This window comes from Streptomyces sp. NPDC001137, from assembly GCF_040298885.1.
Lineage (GTDB): Bacteria > Actinomycetota > Actinomycetes > Streptomycetales > Streptomycetaceae > Streptomyces.
Genome location: NZ_JBEPBA010000013.1, coordinates 231,673 through 246,006 on the forward strand (window position 1 = coordinate 231,673; position 14,334 = coordinate 246,006).

13 protein-coding genes are annotated in these 14,334 nt (G+C 71.3%); 3 read left to right on the forward strand and 10 right to left on the reverse strand.

The features are described 5' to 3' along the window. Positions 1-2: 2 nt before the first annotated feature. Together ABT254_RS26145 and ABT254_RS26150 are read right to left on the reverse strand one after the other, a co-directional pair. Positions 3-1,646, reverse strand: coding sequence for a TerD family protein (locus ABT254_RS26145; protein WP_351474638.1), 1,644 nt, complete (start codon positions 1,644-1,646; stop codon positions 3-5). 117 nt (positions 1,647-1,763) lie between these two features. Further along, entirely contained in the window at positions 1,764-2,360 is a 597-nt protein-coding gene (locus ABT254_RS26150; protein WP_351474641.1) for a M48 metallopeptidase family protein, read from the reverse strand. A 253-nt stretch (positions 2,361-2,613) separates the two neighbouring features. On the opposite strand from ABT254_RS26150, the gene ABT254_RS26155 reads away from it, so the two are divergent. Both ABT254_RS26155 and ABT254_RS26160 read left to right on the forward strand, forming a co-directional pair. After that, entirely contained in the window at positions 2,614-3,846 is a 1,233-nt protein-coding gene (locus ABT254_RS26155) for a ThiF family adenylyltransferase (protein WP_351474644.1), read from the forward strand. Then, the gene (locus ABT254_RS26160) at positions 3,839-5,206 is read left to right on the forward strand and encodes an ABC1 kinase family protein (protein WP_351474647.1); all 1,368 of its coding nucleotides are present in this window, start codon (positions 3,839-3,841) and stop codon (positions 5,204-5,206) included. The genes ABT254_RS26155 and ABT254_RS26160 overlap by 8 nt, the downstream gene beginning before the upstream one ends. 77 nt (positions 5,207-5,283) lie before the next feature. Here the strand turns inward: ABT254_RS26160 and ABT254_RS26165 are convergent, their stop codons facing one another. The 5 genes from ABT254_RS26165 to ABT254_RS26185 form a co-directional block, all read right to left on the reverse strand. After that, the gene (locus tag ABT254_RS26165; RefSeq protein ID WP_351474650.1) at positions 5,284-5,493 is read right to left on the reverse strand and encodes a hypothetical protein; all 210 of its coding nucleotides are present in this window, start codon (positions 5,491-5,493) and stop codon (positions 5,284-5,286) included. A gap of 135 nt (positions 5,494-5,628) precedes the next feature. Beyond that, complete coding sequence (locus tag ABT254_RS26170; protein WP_351474653.1) at positions 5,629-5,952, reverse strand: putative WhiB-interacting protein; 324 nt, start codon at positions 5,950-5,952, stop codon at positions 5,629-5,631. Further along, the gene (locus ABT254_RS26175; protein ID WP_010984500.1) at positions 5,949-6,317 is read right to left on the reverse strand and encodes a WhiB family transcriptional regulator; all 369 of its coding nucleotides are present in this window, start codon (positions 6,315-6,317) and stop codon (positions 5,949-5,951) included. The genes ABT254_RS26170 and ABT254_RS26175 overlap by 4 nt, the downstream gene beginning before the upstream one ends. Before the next feature lie 175 nt (positions 6,318-6,492). After that, on the reverse strand, positions 6,493-6,816 hold the full coding sequence (locus tag ABT254_RS26180) for a hypothetical protein (RefSeq protein WP_351474657.1): 324 nt from the start codon (positions 6,814-6,816) through the stop codon (positions 6,493-6,495). A 166-nt stretch (positions 6,817-6,982) separates the two neighbouring features. Continuing rightward, positions 6,983-9,178: an ATP-dependent DNA helicase UvrD2 gene (locus ABT254_RS26185; RefSeq protein ID WP_351474660.1), complete on the reverse strand. Its 2,196-nt coding sequence runs from the start codon at positions 9,176-9,178 to the stop codon at positions 6,983-6,985. A gap of 183 nt (positions 9,179-9,361) precedes the next feature. Here ABT254_RS26185 and ABT254_RS26190 point away from each other — a divergent pair, with 183 nt between their 5' ends. After that, positions 9,362-9,604 (forward strand): mycoredoxin, encoded by a 243-nt coding sequence (locus ABT254_RS26190; protein ID WP_266959828.1) that lies wholly within the window; start codon positions 9,362-9,364, stop codon positions 9,602-9,604. A 110-nt stretch (positions 9,605-9,714) separates the two neighbouring features. Here ABT254_RS26190 and nudC read toward each other — a convergent pair whose 3' ends face one another. From nudC to ABT254_RS26205, 3 genes are all read right to left on the reverse strand, one after another. Then, complete coding sequence (gene nudC / locus ABT254_RS26195) at positions 9,715-10,659, reverse strand: NAD(+) diphosphatase (protein ID WP_351474663.1); 945 nt, start codon at positions 10,657-10,659, stop codon at positions 9,715-9,717. A gap of 151 nt (positions 10,660-10,810) precedes the next feature. Beyond that, entirely contained in the window at positions 10,811-12,223 is a 1,413-nt protein-coding gene (locus tag ABT254_RS26200; RefSeq protein WP_351474665.1) for a dipeptidase, read from the reverse strand. A gap of 10 nt (positions 12,224-12,233) precedes the next feature. Beyond that, positions 12,234-14,204, reverse strand: a complete 1,971-nt coding sequence (locus ABT254_RS26205) for a PD-(D/E)XK nuclease family protein (RefSeq protein WP_351474667.1) — start codon at positions 14,202-14,204, stop codon at positions 12,234-12,236. Positions 14,205-14,334 lie beyond the last annotated feature (130 nt).

Below are 14,334 nucleotides of genomic sequence, written 5' to 3' on the forward strand. Positions count from 1 at the left end.
CCTCAGACCTCGTACGGCTGGACGACGATGAAGTTGCCGGGCGCGCCCCGGAACTGCAGGTTGACGCTCTCGCCGGTGTCGCCCGGGTAGGCGTTGCGGCGCATGCGGACCTGGCTGGAGACGATCACCTGGGAGGCGGCCGACCAGGCCACGACGGCGTTGGCGTCGGCGAACGTGGTCGGCGTGACCGGCAGCACCACGGGCGTGCCGTGCGTCTTGACGACGATCGTGCCGGTGCCCTGGAACTGCATCGTGAACAGCGCGCCCCCGGGGATGCCGTGGCCCTCGATGCGGCGGACCTCGTACTGGAGGCCCTCGTCGAAGGCGAGGACGCTCTCGGCGGAGACGCAGATCGCGTCCCCCTGGAGCTCGACGGGGTGCAGATGCGTGGCGTTCTCGGCGAGGAACACCTGGCCCTGGCCGGTGCAGCGCATCAGCTGCATCTCCTGGCCGGTCGCGCTGCCGACGATCCGGCCCGCGAAGCCGGCGCCCTTGTAGCCGAAGTCGACCTTGCCCTGGTAGAGCACCATGCTGCCCTGCCGGGCGAGCACGGGCTGCCCGCCGATGCCGAGGTCGACACGGATCAGCTTCTTGTTCTGCTGCGTCCAGCGCTGTCCGGTGGGCGTCTCCTTGAACATCTGGAGTGCCGCGGTCACCCCGGCTCCGCCCTGGGGGGCGCCCTGAGGCGCGCCGTAGGGCGCCTGCTGCCCCGGAACCTGCCCGAACGGCGACTGCTGGCCGTAGCCGGGCGGCGGGCCCGGGGCGTGCGGGGCCTGCGGAGCCGGGGGCTGGGCGTACCCGGGCGGTGGCGGTGCGCTCTGGCCGTACGGCTGCTGGGGCGGCTGGCCGTAGGGCGCGGGCGCCGGGGCCGGCGGGTGCACCTGGCCGCCACCGGGCGGGGACATGGGTGCGACGATGGTGGGCGCCGCGTGCACATTCGGCGCGGGGGCGGGCGCCGGGGGCGGAGTCGGCGCCGGGGGCGGCGCGAAGCCCTGCGGGGCAGGGGCGGGCGCGGGAGCCGGAGCGGGGGCGGCCGGGGCGCCGAACGCGGGCGGGGCGAAGCTCGGAGCGGCACCGGTCTGGGGCTGCTGCGGAGCAGGCGCCGCAGGTGCCTCCTCCTCCATGACCTCGCCGCCGAAGTTCTTCAGCAGCGCCTCGAGGCCGCCGTCGAAGCCCTGCCCGACGGCCGCGAACCGCCACACGTCCTTGAGGTAGAAGTCGCCCAGCATGACGGCCCGTTCGGTGGAGAACTCCGAGCCGTTGAAGGAGTACCGGGCCACCTCCTCGCCGCCCGCGACGATACGGATGTACCCGGGGGCGATCTGCGACATCTGCCCCGCGCCGTCGAGCGTCGCCGTGAACGACAGCTTCTGGATCTGCGCCGGGATCCGGTCGAGCGTGACCCGGAAGGACTCGGTGTCGCCCGCCTGGGCGCCCAGCAGCTGAATGGACTCCTCGGGAGACTTCGGCTGGTTGAAGAAGACGAAGTAGCGGTCGTCCGAGAGCCGTTCGTCGGCGTCAAGACCGAAGCAGCTGATGTCGAAGGTCAGCCCGGGGCCGCTGATCTGCACGCCTACATACAGATCGGTGCCCGCGGTGAGGTCACTGATCCTGGCCTTGTGGCCGCGTTGGAATTCCCTGGCCATGCGTAACGACCGTCCCCCATCCCGAATGTGAGTGCGTCGCGCCAGGTTAACGGCTAACTCGGACACCGGATGAAGTCGGTACAGACCCGGTACACAACCACCGCCCCACAGCGGCCGTCACTCCCCGCGAGCCCCCGGCAGATGCGGCAACCGTTCCGCGGCGACCACCCCTTCGAGGTAACCCCGCGCCCGTTCGGTGCGCGGATACGCCTCGAGGAGCCGCCAGAAGCGCGGTCCGTGTCCCGGCACCAGCAGATGCGCGAGCTCGTGGAGGAGGACGTAGTCGACGACGTACTCGGGCATGCCCTGCAGCCGGTGCGACAGACGGATACTGCCTTCGGCCGGGGTGCACGAGCCCCAGCGCGTGTTCTGGTTGGTGACCCAGCGCACCGAGGTGGGCCGCGCGCGCCCGTCGAAGTACTGGCCCGACAGCCGCTCCGCCCGCTCGGTCAGCTCGTCGTCTCCGAGGACCCGCTTGCTCTCCTGGGCGGCCAGCTTGTCGAGCATGACGGTCACCCAGCGCTGCTCCTCCGCCTCGGACATCCGGGCAGGGATGAGCACGACAGTGCGATCGCCCTCGCGGTACGCGGAGACCGTCCGGCGTCGACGGGAGCTCCTGCGGACCTCGATCGCGCTCGCCCCCGAGCCGCTCGGCGGCTGGCTCGTCGTGCTGCGCTGTGGCATTCCGGCGCGGTGCAGTGGGTCGGCGGGCACGCCCCGACGTTACCCGCTGCACACGGGGGAAGTCCCGACTCCTGGACGGTTCCGCCTCGATCCGCCACCAAGCGTTTGATTTGTACGACAAATATCCACCGCCTGTGGACAACTTTCGGCACCCACCCGCCCGTCCGGGCATGCTGGTTCCCGCCGGCACAGCCACGACGGACCGTCGACCGACCATCGACCACCCGCCGACCGGGCTCCACCGGCGGACAGGAATGTTCAACGAGGGCTACGGGGGCCTGTCATGGAAGCAGTGGTTCCGCTCGCGCCGCTGGTGAAGCCCGCGCTCAGGCGCGGCTGGCGCGATCTCAACACCGTGCAGTTCGGAATGGCACCGGCGCACGCACTGACCCTGGGGCCGGTGGACACGGCCACGGGCAGCTTTCTCGACCTGCTCAACGGCACCCGCGGACTGCCCCTCCTGCGCGAGGAGGGACGCCGTATGGACCTGCCCGACGGTCATGTCGACAAACTGGTGGAGCGGCTGGCACGGGCCGGCCTCCTGGACGACGCAAAGGGCGGCGGGTCGGCCGCCGACGCCCTGCGCCGCAAGAAGGACGTCCTCGCCAGGCTGCGCCCGGACCTCGCCTCACTGACCCTGACCACCACCGAACCGGGCGACGCGATCAGCCGCCTGGCCGCGCGCCGCTCCCTGCGGGTGCAGGTACGGGGTGCGGGCCGGGTCGGCTCGGTGCTGGCCTCACTGCTGGCGGGCGCCGGCATCGGAGAGGTCGATGTGCGGGACGTCGGCCGCGTCGAGGCCGGCGACATCGCGCCGGGCGGACTGCCCGCCGAGTCCATCGGCGACCGCAGGGACGAAGCCGCCCGGCAGGCCGTACGCCGCTCCGCCCCGGACCGCCCACCGCGCCGCAACCACACGGCCACGCCCCCGAACGGCGAGCCCGGCTTCTCCCTGGTGATCCTCGCCCCACGCGACGACGTCGCCGTCCACGCCCCCGCCCCTTCCACAGCCGAACCCCTCATCGCCTCGGGCACACCGCATCTGTACGCCGGCGTCGTGGAGGCGACCGGCGTCGTCGGCCCCCTCGTCCTGCCCGGGGAGACGAGCTGCGCCGGCTGTCTGCACGAGGGCCGCACCGACCGGGATCCGGCCTGGCCCCGGCTGGTCGCGCAGTGGCGCTCCGGCGCACCCCGCCAGGCGCGGCCCTGCGACCTGACGCTGGCCACGACGGTGGCCGGGCTGGCGGCCGCACACGCGCTCGCGTTCCTGGACGGCCGGGTCCCGACGAGTGCCGGAGCACGCTGGGAGGTGTCCCTGCCCGCTCTGACCTGGCATGCACGACCCGTCTGGGCGCATCCGGCATGCCCCTGCGGGGCGGCGGAGAAAGGTAAGGGAGAACACACCTCCGAGGACGAGGAGTCACACGAGACAATGAGGGGGCAACGGTCGCCGAAGGAGCTGTGCCGTACGGCACAAGCGGCGAGGCCGGCAGGGACTTGGAGGGCGCATGTCTGATCTTCCCCGCAAGGCGGTCACCCGGACCGCCAAGCTCGCCGCGCTCCCGCTCGGCTTCGCCGGACGGGCGACCTGGGGACTGGGCAAGCGGATCGTCGGAGAGTCCGCGGAGATCGTCGGCCGCGAGCTGCAACAGCGCACGGCGGAGCAGCTGTTCAAGGTGCTCGGCGAGCTCAAGGGCGGGGCCATGAAGTTCGGCCAGGCCCTGTCGGTCTTCGAGTCGGCGCTGCCCGAGGAGGTCGCCGGCCCCTACCGCGCCGCGCTGACGAAGCTGCAGGAGGCGGCGCCGCCGATGCCGACCAGCACCGTGCACCGCGTGCTCGGCGAGCGGCTCGGCGAGCACTGGCCCGACCTGTTCCTCGAGTTCGAGGACAAGCCCGCCGCGGCGGCCTCGATCGGGCAGGTCCACCGCGGGGTGTGGCACGACGGCCGCGAGGTCGCGGTCAAGGTGCAGTACCCGGGTGCCGGCGAGGCCCTCCTGTCGGACCTGAACCAGTTGAGCCGTTTCGCCCGCCTGCTGGGGCCGCTGATCCCCGGCATGGACATCAAGCCCCTGATCGCGGAACTCAGGGACCGTGTCTCGGAGGAGCTGGACTACGGTCTGGAGGCCCAGGCCCAGCAGGCGCACGCCGAGGAGTTCACGGACGACCCGGACGTGGTGGTGCCGGGTGTGGTCCATCAGTGCGACCAGGTCCTGATCACCGAGTGGATCGACGGAATCCCTCTTTCGGAGATCATCTCGGACGGCACCCGGGAACAGCGCGACCGGGCCGGTCAGCTCCTGGCCCGCTTCCTCTTCTCCGGCCCGGCCCGCACCGGCCTGCTGCACGCCGACCCGCACCCGGGCAACTTCCGACTGCTGCCCGGCGGCCCCGGCGGCGAGGACGACTGGCGTCTGGGCGTACTGGACTTCGGCACGGTCGACCGCCTCCCGGGCGGCCTGCCGGCCCCCATCGGCGACTCCCTGCGCATGACCCTGGACGGCGAGGCGGAGGCCGTCTACGAACTCCTCTGTGCCGAGGGCTTCGTCAAGGAATCAATCGAGCTCGACCCGAGCGCCGTGCTCGACTACCTCTTGCCGATCATCGAACCGGCCCGGGCCGACGAGTTCACCTTCACCCGCGGCTGGATGCGCAGCCAGGCGGCCCGCATCGCCGATCCCCGCTCCCCCGCCTACCAGCTGGGCAAGCAGCTGAACCTGCCACCGGCGTACCTGCTGATACACCGGGTGACATTGAGCACAATCGGCGTGCTGTGCCAGCTGGGGTCGACGGTGCGGCTGCGCGAGGAGCTGGAGGAGTGGCTCCCGGGGTTCGCCCTGGAGGAAGCCACTGAGGAGGAGCCGGCCGCGGAGGCTTGATCGGGGCTGCGCGTCCGCGGAGGTTGGGGTGGGGGGGTGGGGGCGGGGCGGGGGGGGAGGCCCCCAGAGGAACGGCCTCACCACCAGGCCGAGTCCAACCGCCCCTCGATCGCCCTGAGGTTCTCCCGCGAGCAGCGGTCGCAGAAATACTGGCGGGCGCCGTTTTCCACGGAGCAGGTCCAGGTGGGCTGCGGACCTCCCGGCCGGGCGCCGCAGCGGCCGCACACCAGGGGTTGGGGCTCCGCGGGGGAGCCTGAGTCGTCACTGCCTCCGGGAAGACTCGTCACCCGGTGACGATAACTCCGCGGTGGGCGGATCGCGGGCACAACGCACCGCGGGGGCCGGTCCGTTCGGACGGACCGGCCCCCGCGGGGAGCTACTGCCTCCCGGGATCGGAAGGCCACCGCTTCAGGTGTGATCGGCTACTGCATGACCGCCATGGCCAGCGCCCGGCGGGCGAGCCGCGAGGCGCGCTCGGCCCGGCGCTGCATCCGGCGGGCGCTCACCAGGCGCACTGCCTGGCGTTCCTGCTCGACCTCATGCAGTCGGTCGCGCATATGCGCGCGAGCCAGGGCTTCTTGGAGGAGTTGCATCTCTCGGGTCCTGTTCTGACGCGAGCCCGTCGCGCCTGTGGTGGTGAAATCTTCGATCGCGGAGCCGGCGGGCTCGTTGGTGGACGGCTTCATCGGGGCCTGCTTCTTGGGGTCGTTCGTGAGGGGGCGGTCGATTGTTCCGGTGATGTTCATGCTGTGACCGGGTTCTTGCGCGGGCGGCCACGCGGCCGCTTCCGGGCGACGACGACACCCTGGACGAACAGCTCGCCACCCCAGACGCCCCAGGGCTCACGCCGCTCCTTGGCGCCGGCGAGGCAGGCCTCGATCAGCGGGCAGGTACGGCAGAGGGACTTGGCGTACTCGACGTCGGCCGGCGACTCGGCGAAGAAGACCTCCGGGTCGTAGGAGCGGCAGGGGACGGGTACGCCGAGGTTCTCGATGGCGTCGTCGAGCGCGGTGAGCGCAGTGAGCGGGATCAAGGTGGAGTCCTCCGTGAGGCCGGGCGGGGGGATCGTTTCGGAAGGCGGTACGGACGGGGCGTGCGCTTCGAGTTGCACGGTTCGTCTTCCTCGTCTGGTCGTTCCGGCCCTGTTGGACCGGGTGGCGGCTGGTACCGGGTTCAGCTCTTGTCCCGAGGCCCCTTCGCTCCGTCGTCCCCGTTCGGGGAAAACAGAAGGGCCGCGGATCCCGGATGGGGTTCCGCGGCCCTGAAGGCGCCGGCCTGATCGACGATCAGGCTGGATCACTCCAGGGTTCTGGCCCACGGAAGGCCCACATCAGGTGGTGCTGGGTCGTCTGCTTCCGGCTTCCGGCACCGGCCGCCGTAAAGGCATAGGCCTGCGCCTGTGCCACTACTGCTTCCAGTGCCTTGGTCGGTCGCTCATTGCGCTCGCGGATGGGAAGAACCGCGAGAGAAACGGGGGCGGACGCCAGGCGACCGGCACGAATGCCGGACAGACCGGTGCCCTGGTTCGAGGCGCCGAGCATGCACGCGGAGACGACCGAGCGATCGGTCAGTTTGGCGGTGCTGATGGAGCTGGTGCTGATGCTGATCACTTCAATCGCCTCCTCTCGGCGTCTCGGGGGACTGGGGGTGAGCCAGTCCGACGGATATGCAAGTAGAGCACGGAATCGGGGCCTCCGAGAAGGCCTCCGTCCCCGTGGCTAAGAACCTATGGGGATTGCTGGGGCATGCGCAAACTATTTTTTCGACGAGTTTGAATCAGTCCCCTTCGTCCTGTTCTCCGGGTTCGCGGCCTGCGCAGAGGGCCAGGACGTCGGCGCCGTAGCGGTTGAGCTTGCGTACGCCGACCCCGGGGATCCGCGCCAGTTCGCCCTCCTCGGCGGGGGCGGCCTCGGCTATGGCCATCAGTGTCTTGTCGGTGAAGATGCAGAAGGCGGGCTGTCCACTGCGCTGCGCCTGGTCCGCGCGCCATGCGCGCAGTCGCTCGTAGAGGCCCTCGTCCATGTCGGTGGGGCAGTCGTCGCAGCGCATCAGTTTCATCTCGCCGGCGTCGGTGAGGGTGCGCCCGCAGACCCGGCAGCGCGCCGGGGTGCGCTGGGTGCGCCGGGGTACGGCGTTCGGTCTGCTGGTGAAGCCGCGCTCGACTCCTCCTGCGCCGCTCGTCGCGGTGCGGCCGGCGGTGGCGTTGGAGCCCGGTCGCAGGCCGTCCAGGAAGCGGCTGGGACGGCGGTTGGGGCGGCCGCCGGGTGAGCGGGACAGTGACCAGGAGACGTAAAGGTGTCCCCGGGCCCGGGTGACGCCGACGTAGAGGAGGCGGCGTTCCTCCTCGATCTGCTCGTCGGTCTTGGCGTAGGTGATCGGCATCATGCCCTCGGCGACGCCGACCAGGAAGACGACGTCCCACTCGAGGCCCTTGGCGGAGTGCAGGGAGGCCAGGGTGACGCCCTGGACGGTGGGGGCGTGCTGGGCGCCGGCCCGTTCGTCGAGTTCGGCGACGAGGTCGCCGAGGGTGGCGGCGGGTTTGGCGGCGGCGAAGTCGTGGGCGAGGTTAACGAGGGCGGCGAGGGACTCCCAGCGTTCTCGGACCGCGCCGGAGCCTGCTGGGGGCTGGGGGGTCCAGCCTTCCCCGGAGAGCACGGCGCGGACCTGGGAGGGCAGGTCGACGGCGTCGTCGAGGAGGGAGTCGTTGCCGCCGAAACGTGCCGCGCCGCGCAGGGCGACGCCCGCCTTGCGTACCTCGGGGCGGTCGAAGAACCGCTCGGCGCCGCGCAGCTGGTAGGGGATTCCAGCGTCGGCGAGGGCCTGTTCGTAGGTTTCGGACTGGGAGTTCGTCCGGAACAGGATGGCGATTTCGCCGGCGGGGATGCCGGCGTCCATGAGTTCGCGGATGCGGCGGGCGGCGCCCTCGGCTTCGGCCGGTTCGTCGGTGTACTCGGCGTAGCCGGGTTCGGGGCCCGGGTCGCGTTGTGAGATCAGTTCGAGGCGGTGGTCGGCTGCACGGCCTCGGGCCTGGGCGAGGAGGCCGTTGGCGAGGTGGACGACCTGGGGGGTGGAGCGGTAGTCGCGGACAAGTTTGACGACGGTGGCTCCGGGGTGGCGGGTGCGGAAGTCGAGGAGGTGGTCGGGGGTCGCTCCGGTGAATGAGTAGATCGTCTGGCTGGCGTCGCCGACGACGCACAGGTTGTCCCGTTCGCCGAGCCACAGTTCGAGGAGGCGCTGCTGGAGGGGGCTGACGTCCTGGTACTCGTCCACGACGAAGTGCTGGTACTGGGCGCGGACCTGGTCGGCGATGTCGTGGCGGTCCTGGAGGATGGCGACGGTGAGCAGCAGGACGTCCTCGAAGTCGATGACGGAGCGGTCCCTTTTGAGGTCTTCGTAGACGGAGTAGAGCTGGGCGATCTCGGCCGGGTCGCGGGGGGTGTCGCGGCCGGCCTTGGCGGCGGCGGGGGCGTAGTCGGCGGGGACGGTCTGGGTGACCTTGGACCATTCGATCTCGGCGGTGACGTCCCGCAGTTCGCCGCGGTCGAGGCGGATGCGGCAGGCGGCGGCCGCGTCGGCGACGAGTTGGATCTTGCGGTCGACGAGCCGGGGCATGGCGCCGCCGACTGCTTTCGGCCAGAAGTACTGGAGCTGGCGCAGGGCGGCCGAGTGGAAGGTGCGGGCCTGGACTCCGGCGGCGCCGAGGTGGCGCAGCCGGCCGCGCATCTCGCCGGCGGCGCGGTTGGTGAAGGTGACGGCGAGCACGCTGGAGGGCTGGAGGATTCCGGCGCGGACTCCGTAGGCGATGCGGTGGGTGATCGCCCGGGTCTTGCCGGTTCCGGCGCCGGCCAGGACGCACACCGGTCCGCGCAGGGCGGTGGCCACCTCGCGCTGCTCGGGGTCGAGCCCTTCGAGCACGGCGTCGGGGGTGTCCGGTACCTGCGGGAAGAGCGTGGAGTGCGTTGCTGCTGTCACATGGCCATGCTGCCAGGTCGCCGGAGGCGGGTGCGGTGGTTGTCCACAGGCAGGTACCTGCAGTCGTACTAATGCGGCAGGCGTCACGTCCATCGCGGTACCGCGTGTGGGAATGGTGGCTGTTTCAAGTACGTTCCATCACTGCGACCAAGCATCCCCGAGCAGCTGAGGAGCGCGAGAGACATGCTGGGCACTGTGACGATGTACAGCACCACGTGGTGTGGCTACTGCCGTCGGCTGAAGAGCCAGATGGACCGTGAGGGCATCGCGTACAACGAGATCAACATCGAGCAGGACCCGGATTCCGCGGCGTTCGTGGAGAAGGCGAATGGCGGAAACCAGACGGTGCCGACGGTGCTGTTCCCGGATGGTTCGACGCTGACGAATCCGTCGCTGGCGCAGGTGAAGCAGAAGATCGGCGCGTAGGCGCTGCACGGTTTTGTTCGGAGGGCGGTTCCTGGGTCGGTTCAGGAACCGCCTTCTTGTGGTTTGTCCCACAGCTGTGCGGGCCTGGGTCTGTCAGCGCGGCGTCGGGCTCAGACGAAGCTCCTCGTCGGCAGGGGCTTGCCGTACCACATCTCGATCAGGCGGGCGGCGATGGAGATGCCGTAGGGAGGCAGTACCTCGCCGGCTTCGAAGGCGGCGCCCAGTTCGTCCCGGGAGAACCAGCGGGCTTCGTGGATCTCGTCGCCGTCGACGTTGATGTCGGTGGTGGTGGCGCGGGCCATGAAGCCGAGCATGAGGCTGGAGGGGAAGGGCCAGGGCTGGCTGGCGACGTACTCCACCGCGCCGACCGTGATGCCGGCCTCCTCGAAGACCTCGCGTCGCACGGACTGTTCGATGGACTCGCCGGGTTCGACGAAGCCGGCGAGCGTGGAGAAGCGGCCTTCGGGCCAGTGGACCTGGCGGCCGAGCAGGATGCGGTCCTCCTCGTCGGTGACGGCCATGATCACGGCGGGGTCGGTGCGCGGGTAGTGCTCGGCGCCGCAGGCGGAGCAGCGGCGGATGTGGCCGGCGGCGGCGATGACGGTGCGTTCGCCGCAGCGGGAGCAGAAGCGGTGGGTGCGCTGCCAGTTCTCCAGGCCGACCGCGTGCACCATCAGGCCGGTGTCACGGGGTGACAGCAGGAGGCCGGCCTCGCGCAGGCCCGCGGGGCGTGCGGACTGGTCGATGCGGCCGGGCAGTGCGTCCTTCTGGAGGGCGAAGTAGCTGACGCCTTCCTCGTCGGTGCCCAGGAAGTAGCGGTGGGCCTCGGTCAGGGGGGCTTCGAAGGAGGGGGTCATGACGAGTTCGGTGCGGCCGTCGGCCGTCTCGTCGATGAGGACCTGACCGCCGGAGACGACGAAGCAGCGGGTCGTGGGGTGGCTCCATGCCGCCGCGAGCCAGGCCTCGTCGAGGCGGTGGTGGGCGGCGCGGTCGATGCCGCTGGGGGCGGTGAGGGAGATGGGGCGGTCGGCGGTGTGGTCGGTCCAGGTGGTCACGGGTGCTTCCAACTCCCCCAGTGGAACGGATTGTGTCGGCGGGCGGTACGGCGGTACGGACGGCGGGAGGCGAACGGATCCGGCAGGGCTGGGCGGGGCGGCCCTTTCAGTGTGCCCCGCACGACGTGCCGCTCCGGACGGCGCGGGGCGCTCAGGGTGCATGGCGCCAGGTGTCGGCGAGGTCGGTCCACAGGTATGCGCTGGTCTCGACGCCTTTGAGGAGCAGGTCGAGTTCGACTTTCTCGTTGGGTGCGTGCCAGCCGTCGGAGGGGACGGAGATGCCCAGGAAGAGCACGGGTGCCCCGAGGACTTCCTGGAGGTCGGCGGCGGGTCCTGAGCCGCCCTCGCGGGTGAAGCGGACGGGCTTGTCGAAGGCGCGGCCCATTGCGCGGGCGACGGACTGCAGCGCGGGGTGGTCCAGCGGTGTCAGGCACGGGCGGGTGGCCGCGGCGAACGTGATCTCGTACCGGATCCCGGAGGGTATCTGTTCGGCGGCCCAGGCGCGGACGGCCTTCTCGATGTGGTCGGGGTCCTGGCCGGCGACCAGGCGGAAGGAGAGCTTCACCATGGCCGTGGACGGGATGATCGTCTTGCTGCCGGGGCCCTGGTAGCCGCCGCCGATGCCGTTGACCTCGGCGGTGGGGCGGGCCCAGATGCGCTCCAGGGTGGTGTGCCCGGCTTCGCCGTGGGTGGCGTACGACTTGGCGGTGCGCAGCCACTGCTGCTCGTCGAAGGGCAGTTCGGCGAAGAGTTCGCGCTCGCGGTCGGTGAGTTCGACGATGCCGTCGTAGAAGCCGGGGATCGCCACGCGTGCGTGCTCGTCGTGCAGGGCGGCGACCAGGCGGGCCGCGGCGGTGGCCGGGTTGGGGACGGCGCCGCCGAAGGAGCCGGAGTGGATGTCCTGGTCGGGGCCGGAGAAGTGGATCTCGCACTCCGCGAGGCCGCGCATGCCGGTGCACACGGTGGGGGTGTCCTCGGACCACATGCCGGTGTCGGAGACGATCACGGCGTCGGCGGCGAGGCGGTCGGCGTGCTGTTCGACGAGGGTGCGGAAGTTGGGCGAGCCGGACTCCTCCTCGCCTTCGATCAGCAGTTTCAGGTGGACCGCAGGGGCGGTGCGGCCGGTGGTGGCGAGGTGGGCGCGGACGCCGAGTGTGTGGAAGAACACCTGCCCCTTGTCGTCGGCCGCCCCGCGCGCGTAGAGGCGATTCTCTCGGACGACTGGTTCGAAGGGGTCGCTGTCCCAGCCGTCCTCGCGGGTGGCGGGCTGCACGTCGTGATGGCCGTAGACGAGGACGGTGGGGGCCGCGGGGTCGGTGGCGGGCCACTCGGCGAATACGGCCGGGGCACCAGGTGTCTCCCAGACCTCTGCGGTCGTGAAGCCGGTTTCCTTGAGTTTCGCGGCGAGCCAGTCTGCGCTGCGTCGTACATCGGGTGCGTGGTCGGGCTGGGCCGACACGGACGGGATGCGCAGCCACTCGGCGAGGTCGTCGAGGAAGGCGGCGCGGTGCTGCTCGATGTACGTACGGACGGCGCTGACGGCACTGTCAACGGGCTGGCTCATGGTCACGAGCCTATCGGCCCGCACCGACATCCTCGGTGGGCGGTTCCTCACAGTTTGCTTCCGCGGCCGGCTCGTCCAGCAGCAGCCGCTCCAGCGCGGAACGGTCCGGCAGGTCTTCCGGTCGTACAACCTCACCAGTGCGTACGTACAGGAACGCGGCGTTGACGGACTCCAGGGGCACTCCCTGCTGCTCGGCCCAGGCGAGCCGGTAGAGGGCGAGCTGGAGGGGGTCGGCGGTGCGCGAGCGGCTGGTCTTCCAGTCGACGATCTCGTACGTCGTCCCGTCGCCGTCGTCGTCCTTGTAGACGGCGTCGATGCGGCCCCGGACCACACGGCCGGCGATGGCCAGCTGGAAGGGCGCTTCGACGCGGTGGGGTGTGCGGTGGGCGTACTCGGTGCGCTCGAAGGCGTCCTTGAGGGCTTCCAGGTCGCGTTCGTCGGCGATCTCGGTCTCGCTGCCGGGCAGGTCTTCCGGCTCCAGCATGGGAAGGGTCAGTTCTTCGAAGCGGGCCTCGACCCAGGCGTGGAAGCGGGTGCCCCGGCGTGCGGCGGGTTGTGGGGGGCGCGGCATGGGGCGTGCGAGTTCCTGCGCGAACCCGTCCGGGTCGGTGGCCAGGCGGAGCACCTGGGAAGCGGTGAGGGAGGCGGGGAGGGGGACGTCCGTGACGGCCTCCCGGGCGCGCAGGAGTTCGCCGGTGAGGGCGTCGAGGTCGCGGTCCCAGGAGGCGAGGGTGCGGGCCTCCTCCGGGGTGAGGCGGGTGGGGGCGGCGGCGCGGGGGCGCTCGGCGGCGGATTTCCGTGGGGCGGGGTGCGGGCGTGCGTCCTGGTTCCCGGTTCCCTCCGGGGCGGCCGCCTGGTGCGGGACGGTCGGGCGGTCCGTGGACCAGGCGTCCCAGTCGGCCGGGTTCTCGTGCGCGAAGGGATCCTCTTCGGCGAACGGGTCCCCTTCTTCGTGCGGCAGGTCCTCGTCGTCCGGCGGTGGGGGCCACTCCGGGTCGTCGTGGCTGTCCGGGTCGTGCGTGGCGGCGCCGCCCTCGTGACTGGCGAGGTCCTCCAGGTGGGCGAGGACCGTTTCGGCGGCCGTCCGGCGGCGGGCCAGGGATGCCTCGTCCAGGGGCAGCGGCCAGACCTGGTCGGCGGTCGCCGCGTGCAGGGCCGGGTTCTCCTCGCCCTCGGCGGGTTCGTCGGCCCACGCCTCGATCTCGCCGTACCCGGCCGCGCAGTGGTCGTGGAGGGCTTGAAGGAAGTCGGACGGGCCGCGGGGCTTCTTCTGGGTGGGGCCCCACCAGTGGCCGGAGCCGAGGAGGAGGGAGCGGGGGCGGGTGAAGGTGACGTAGCCGAGGCGGAGTTCCTCGGTGTGCTGGTGTTCCTTCATGGCCTCCTGGAAGGCCTTGAGGCCCCGGGAGTCCCAGGTGTCGACGTCGGGCAGGGTGTCGGCGTCGCCGCGCAGTTCGTGCGGCAGGACCTTGCCCTGGGCGGTCCACTTCTCGCGGCCCTGTGTGCTGGGGAAGGTGCCGGTGACCAGGCCGGGGACGGCGACGACGTCCCACTCCAGGCCTTTGGACTTGTGGGCGGTGAGGACCTTCACGGTGTTCTCGCCGCCCGGGAGGGCGTTGTCGAGGCCCTTCTCGTACTGGGCGGCGGTGCGCAGGAAGCCCAGGAAGGCGAGCAGGGTGGCCTCGCCGTCGCCGGCGGCGAAGGAGGCGGCGATGTCCAGGAAGTTGGAGAGGGTCTCGCGGCGGCGGGCGGCCAGGGCGTGCGGGGACGCCGACAGCTCCACCTCCAGGCCGGTCACGGCGAGGACGCGGTGCAGGACGTCCATGAGCGGGTCGGCCAGGGAGCGGCGCAGGTCGCGCAGTTCGGCGGCCAGGCGGGCGAACCGCACGCGCGCGTCCGGGGAGAAGGGCAGCCCGTCGTCCTCCTGTTCGGCGTCGAGCGGCATCTCCAGGAAGGTGTCGAGGGCGTCCGCGAGGGAGGTCACCTCGGAGGGGTCGACTCCTTCGACGGCCTCGGCGAGCCGGCTCCGACCCTACGTCCGCGTTCCGACAACGAGCCGGACTCCAAGGCATGCGGCCGCTGTTCGCGCCTGCGCCGCGTCCGGGTCGTCCGGC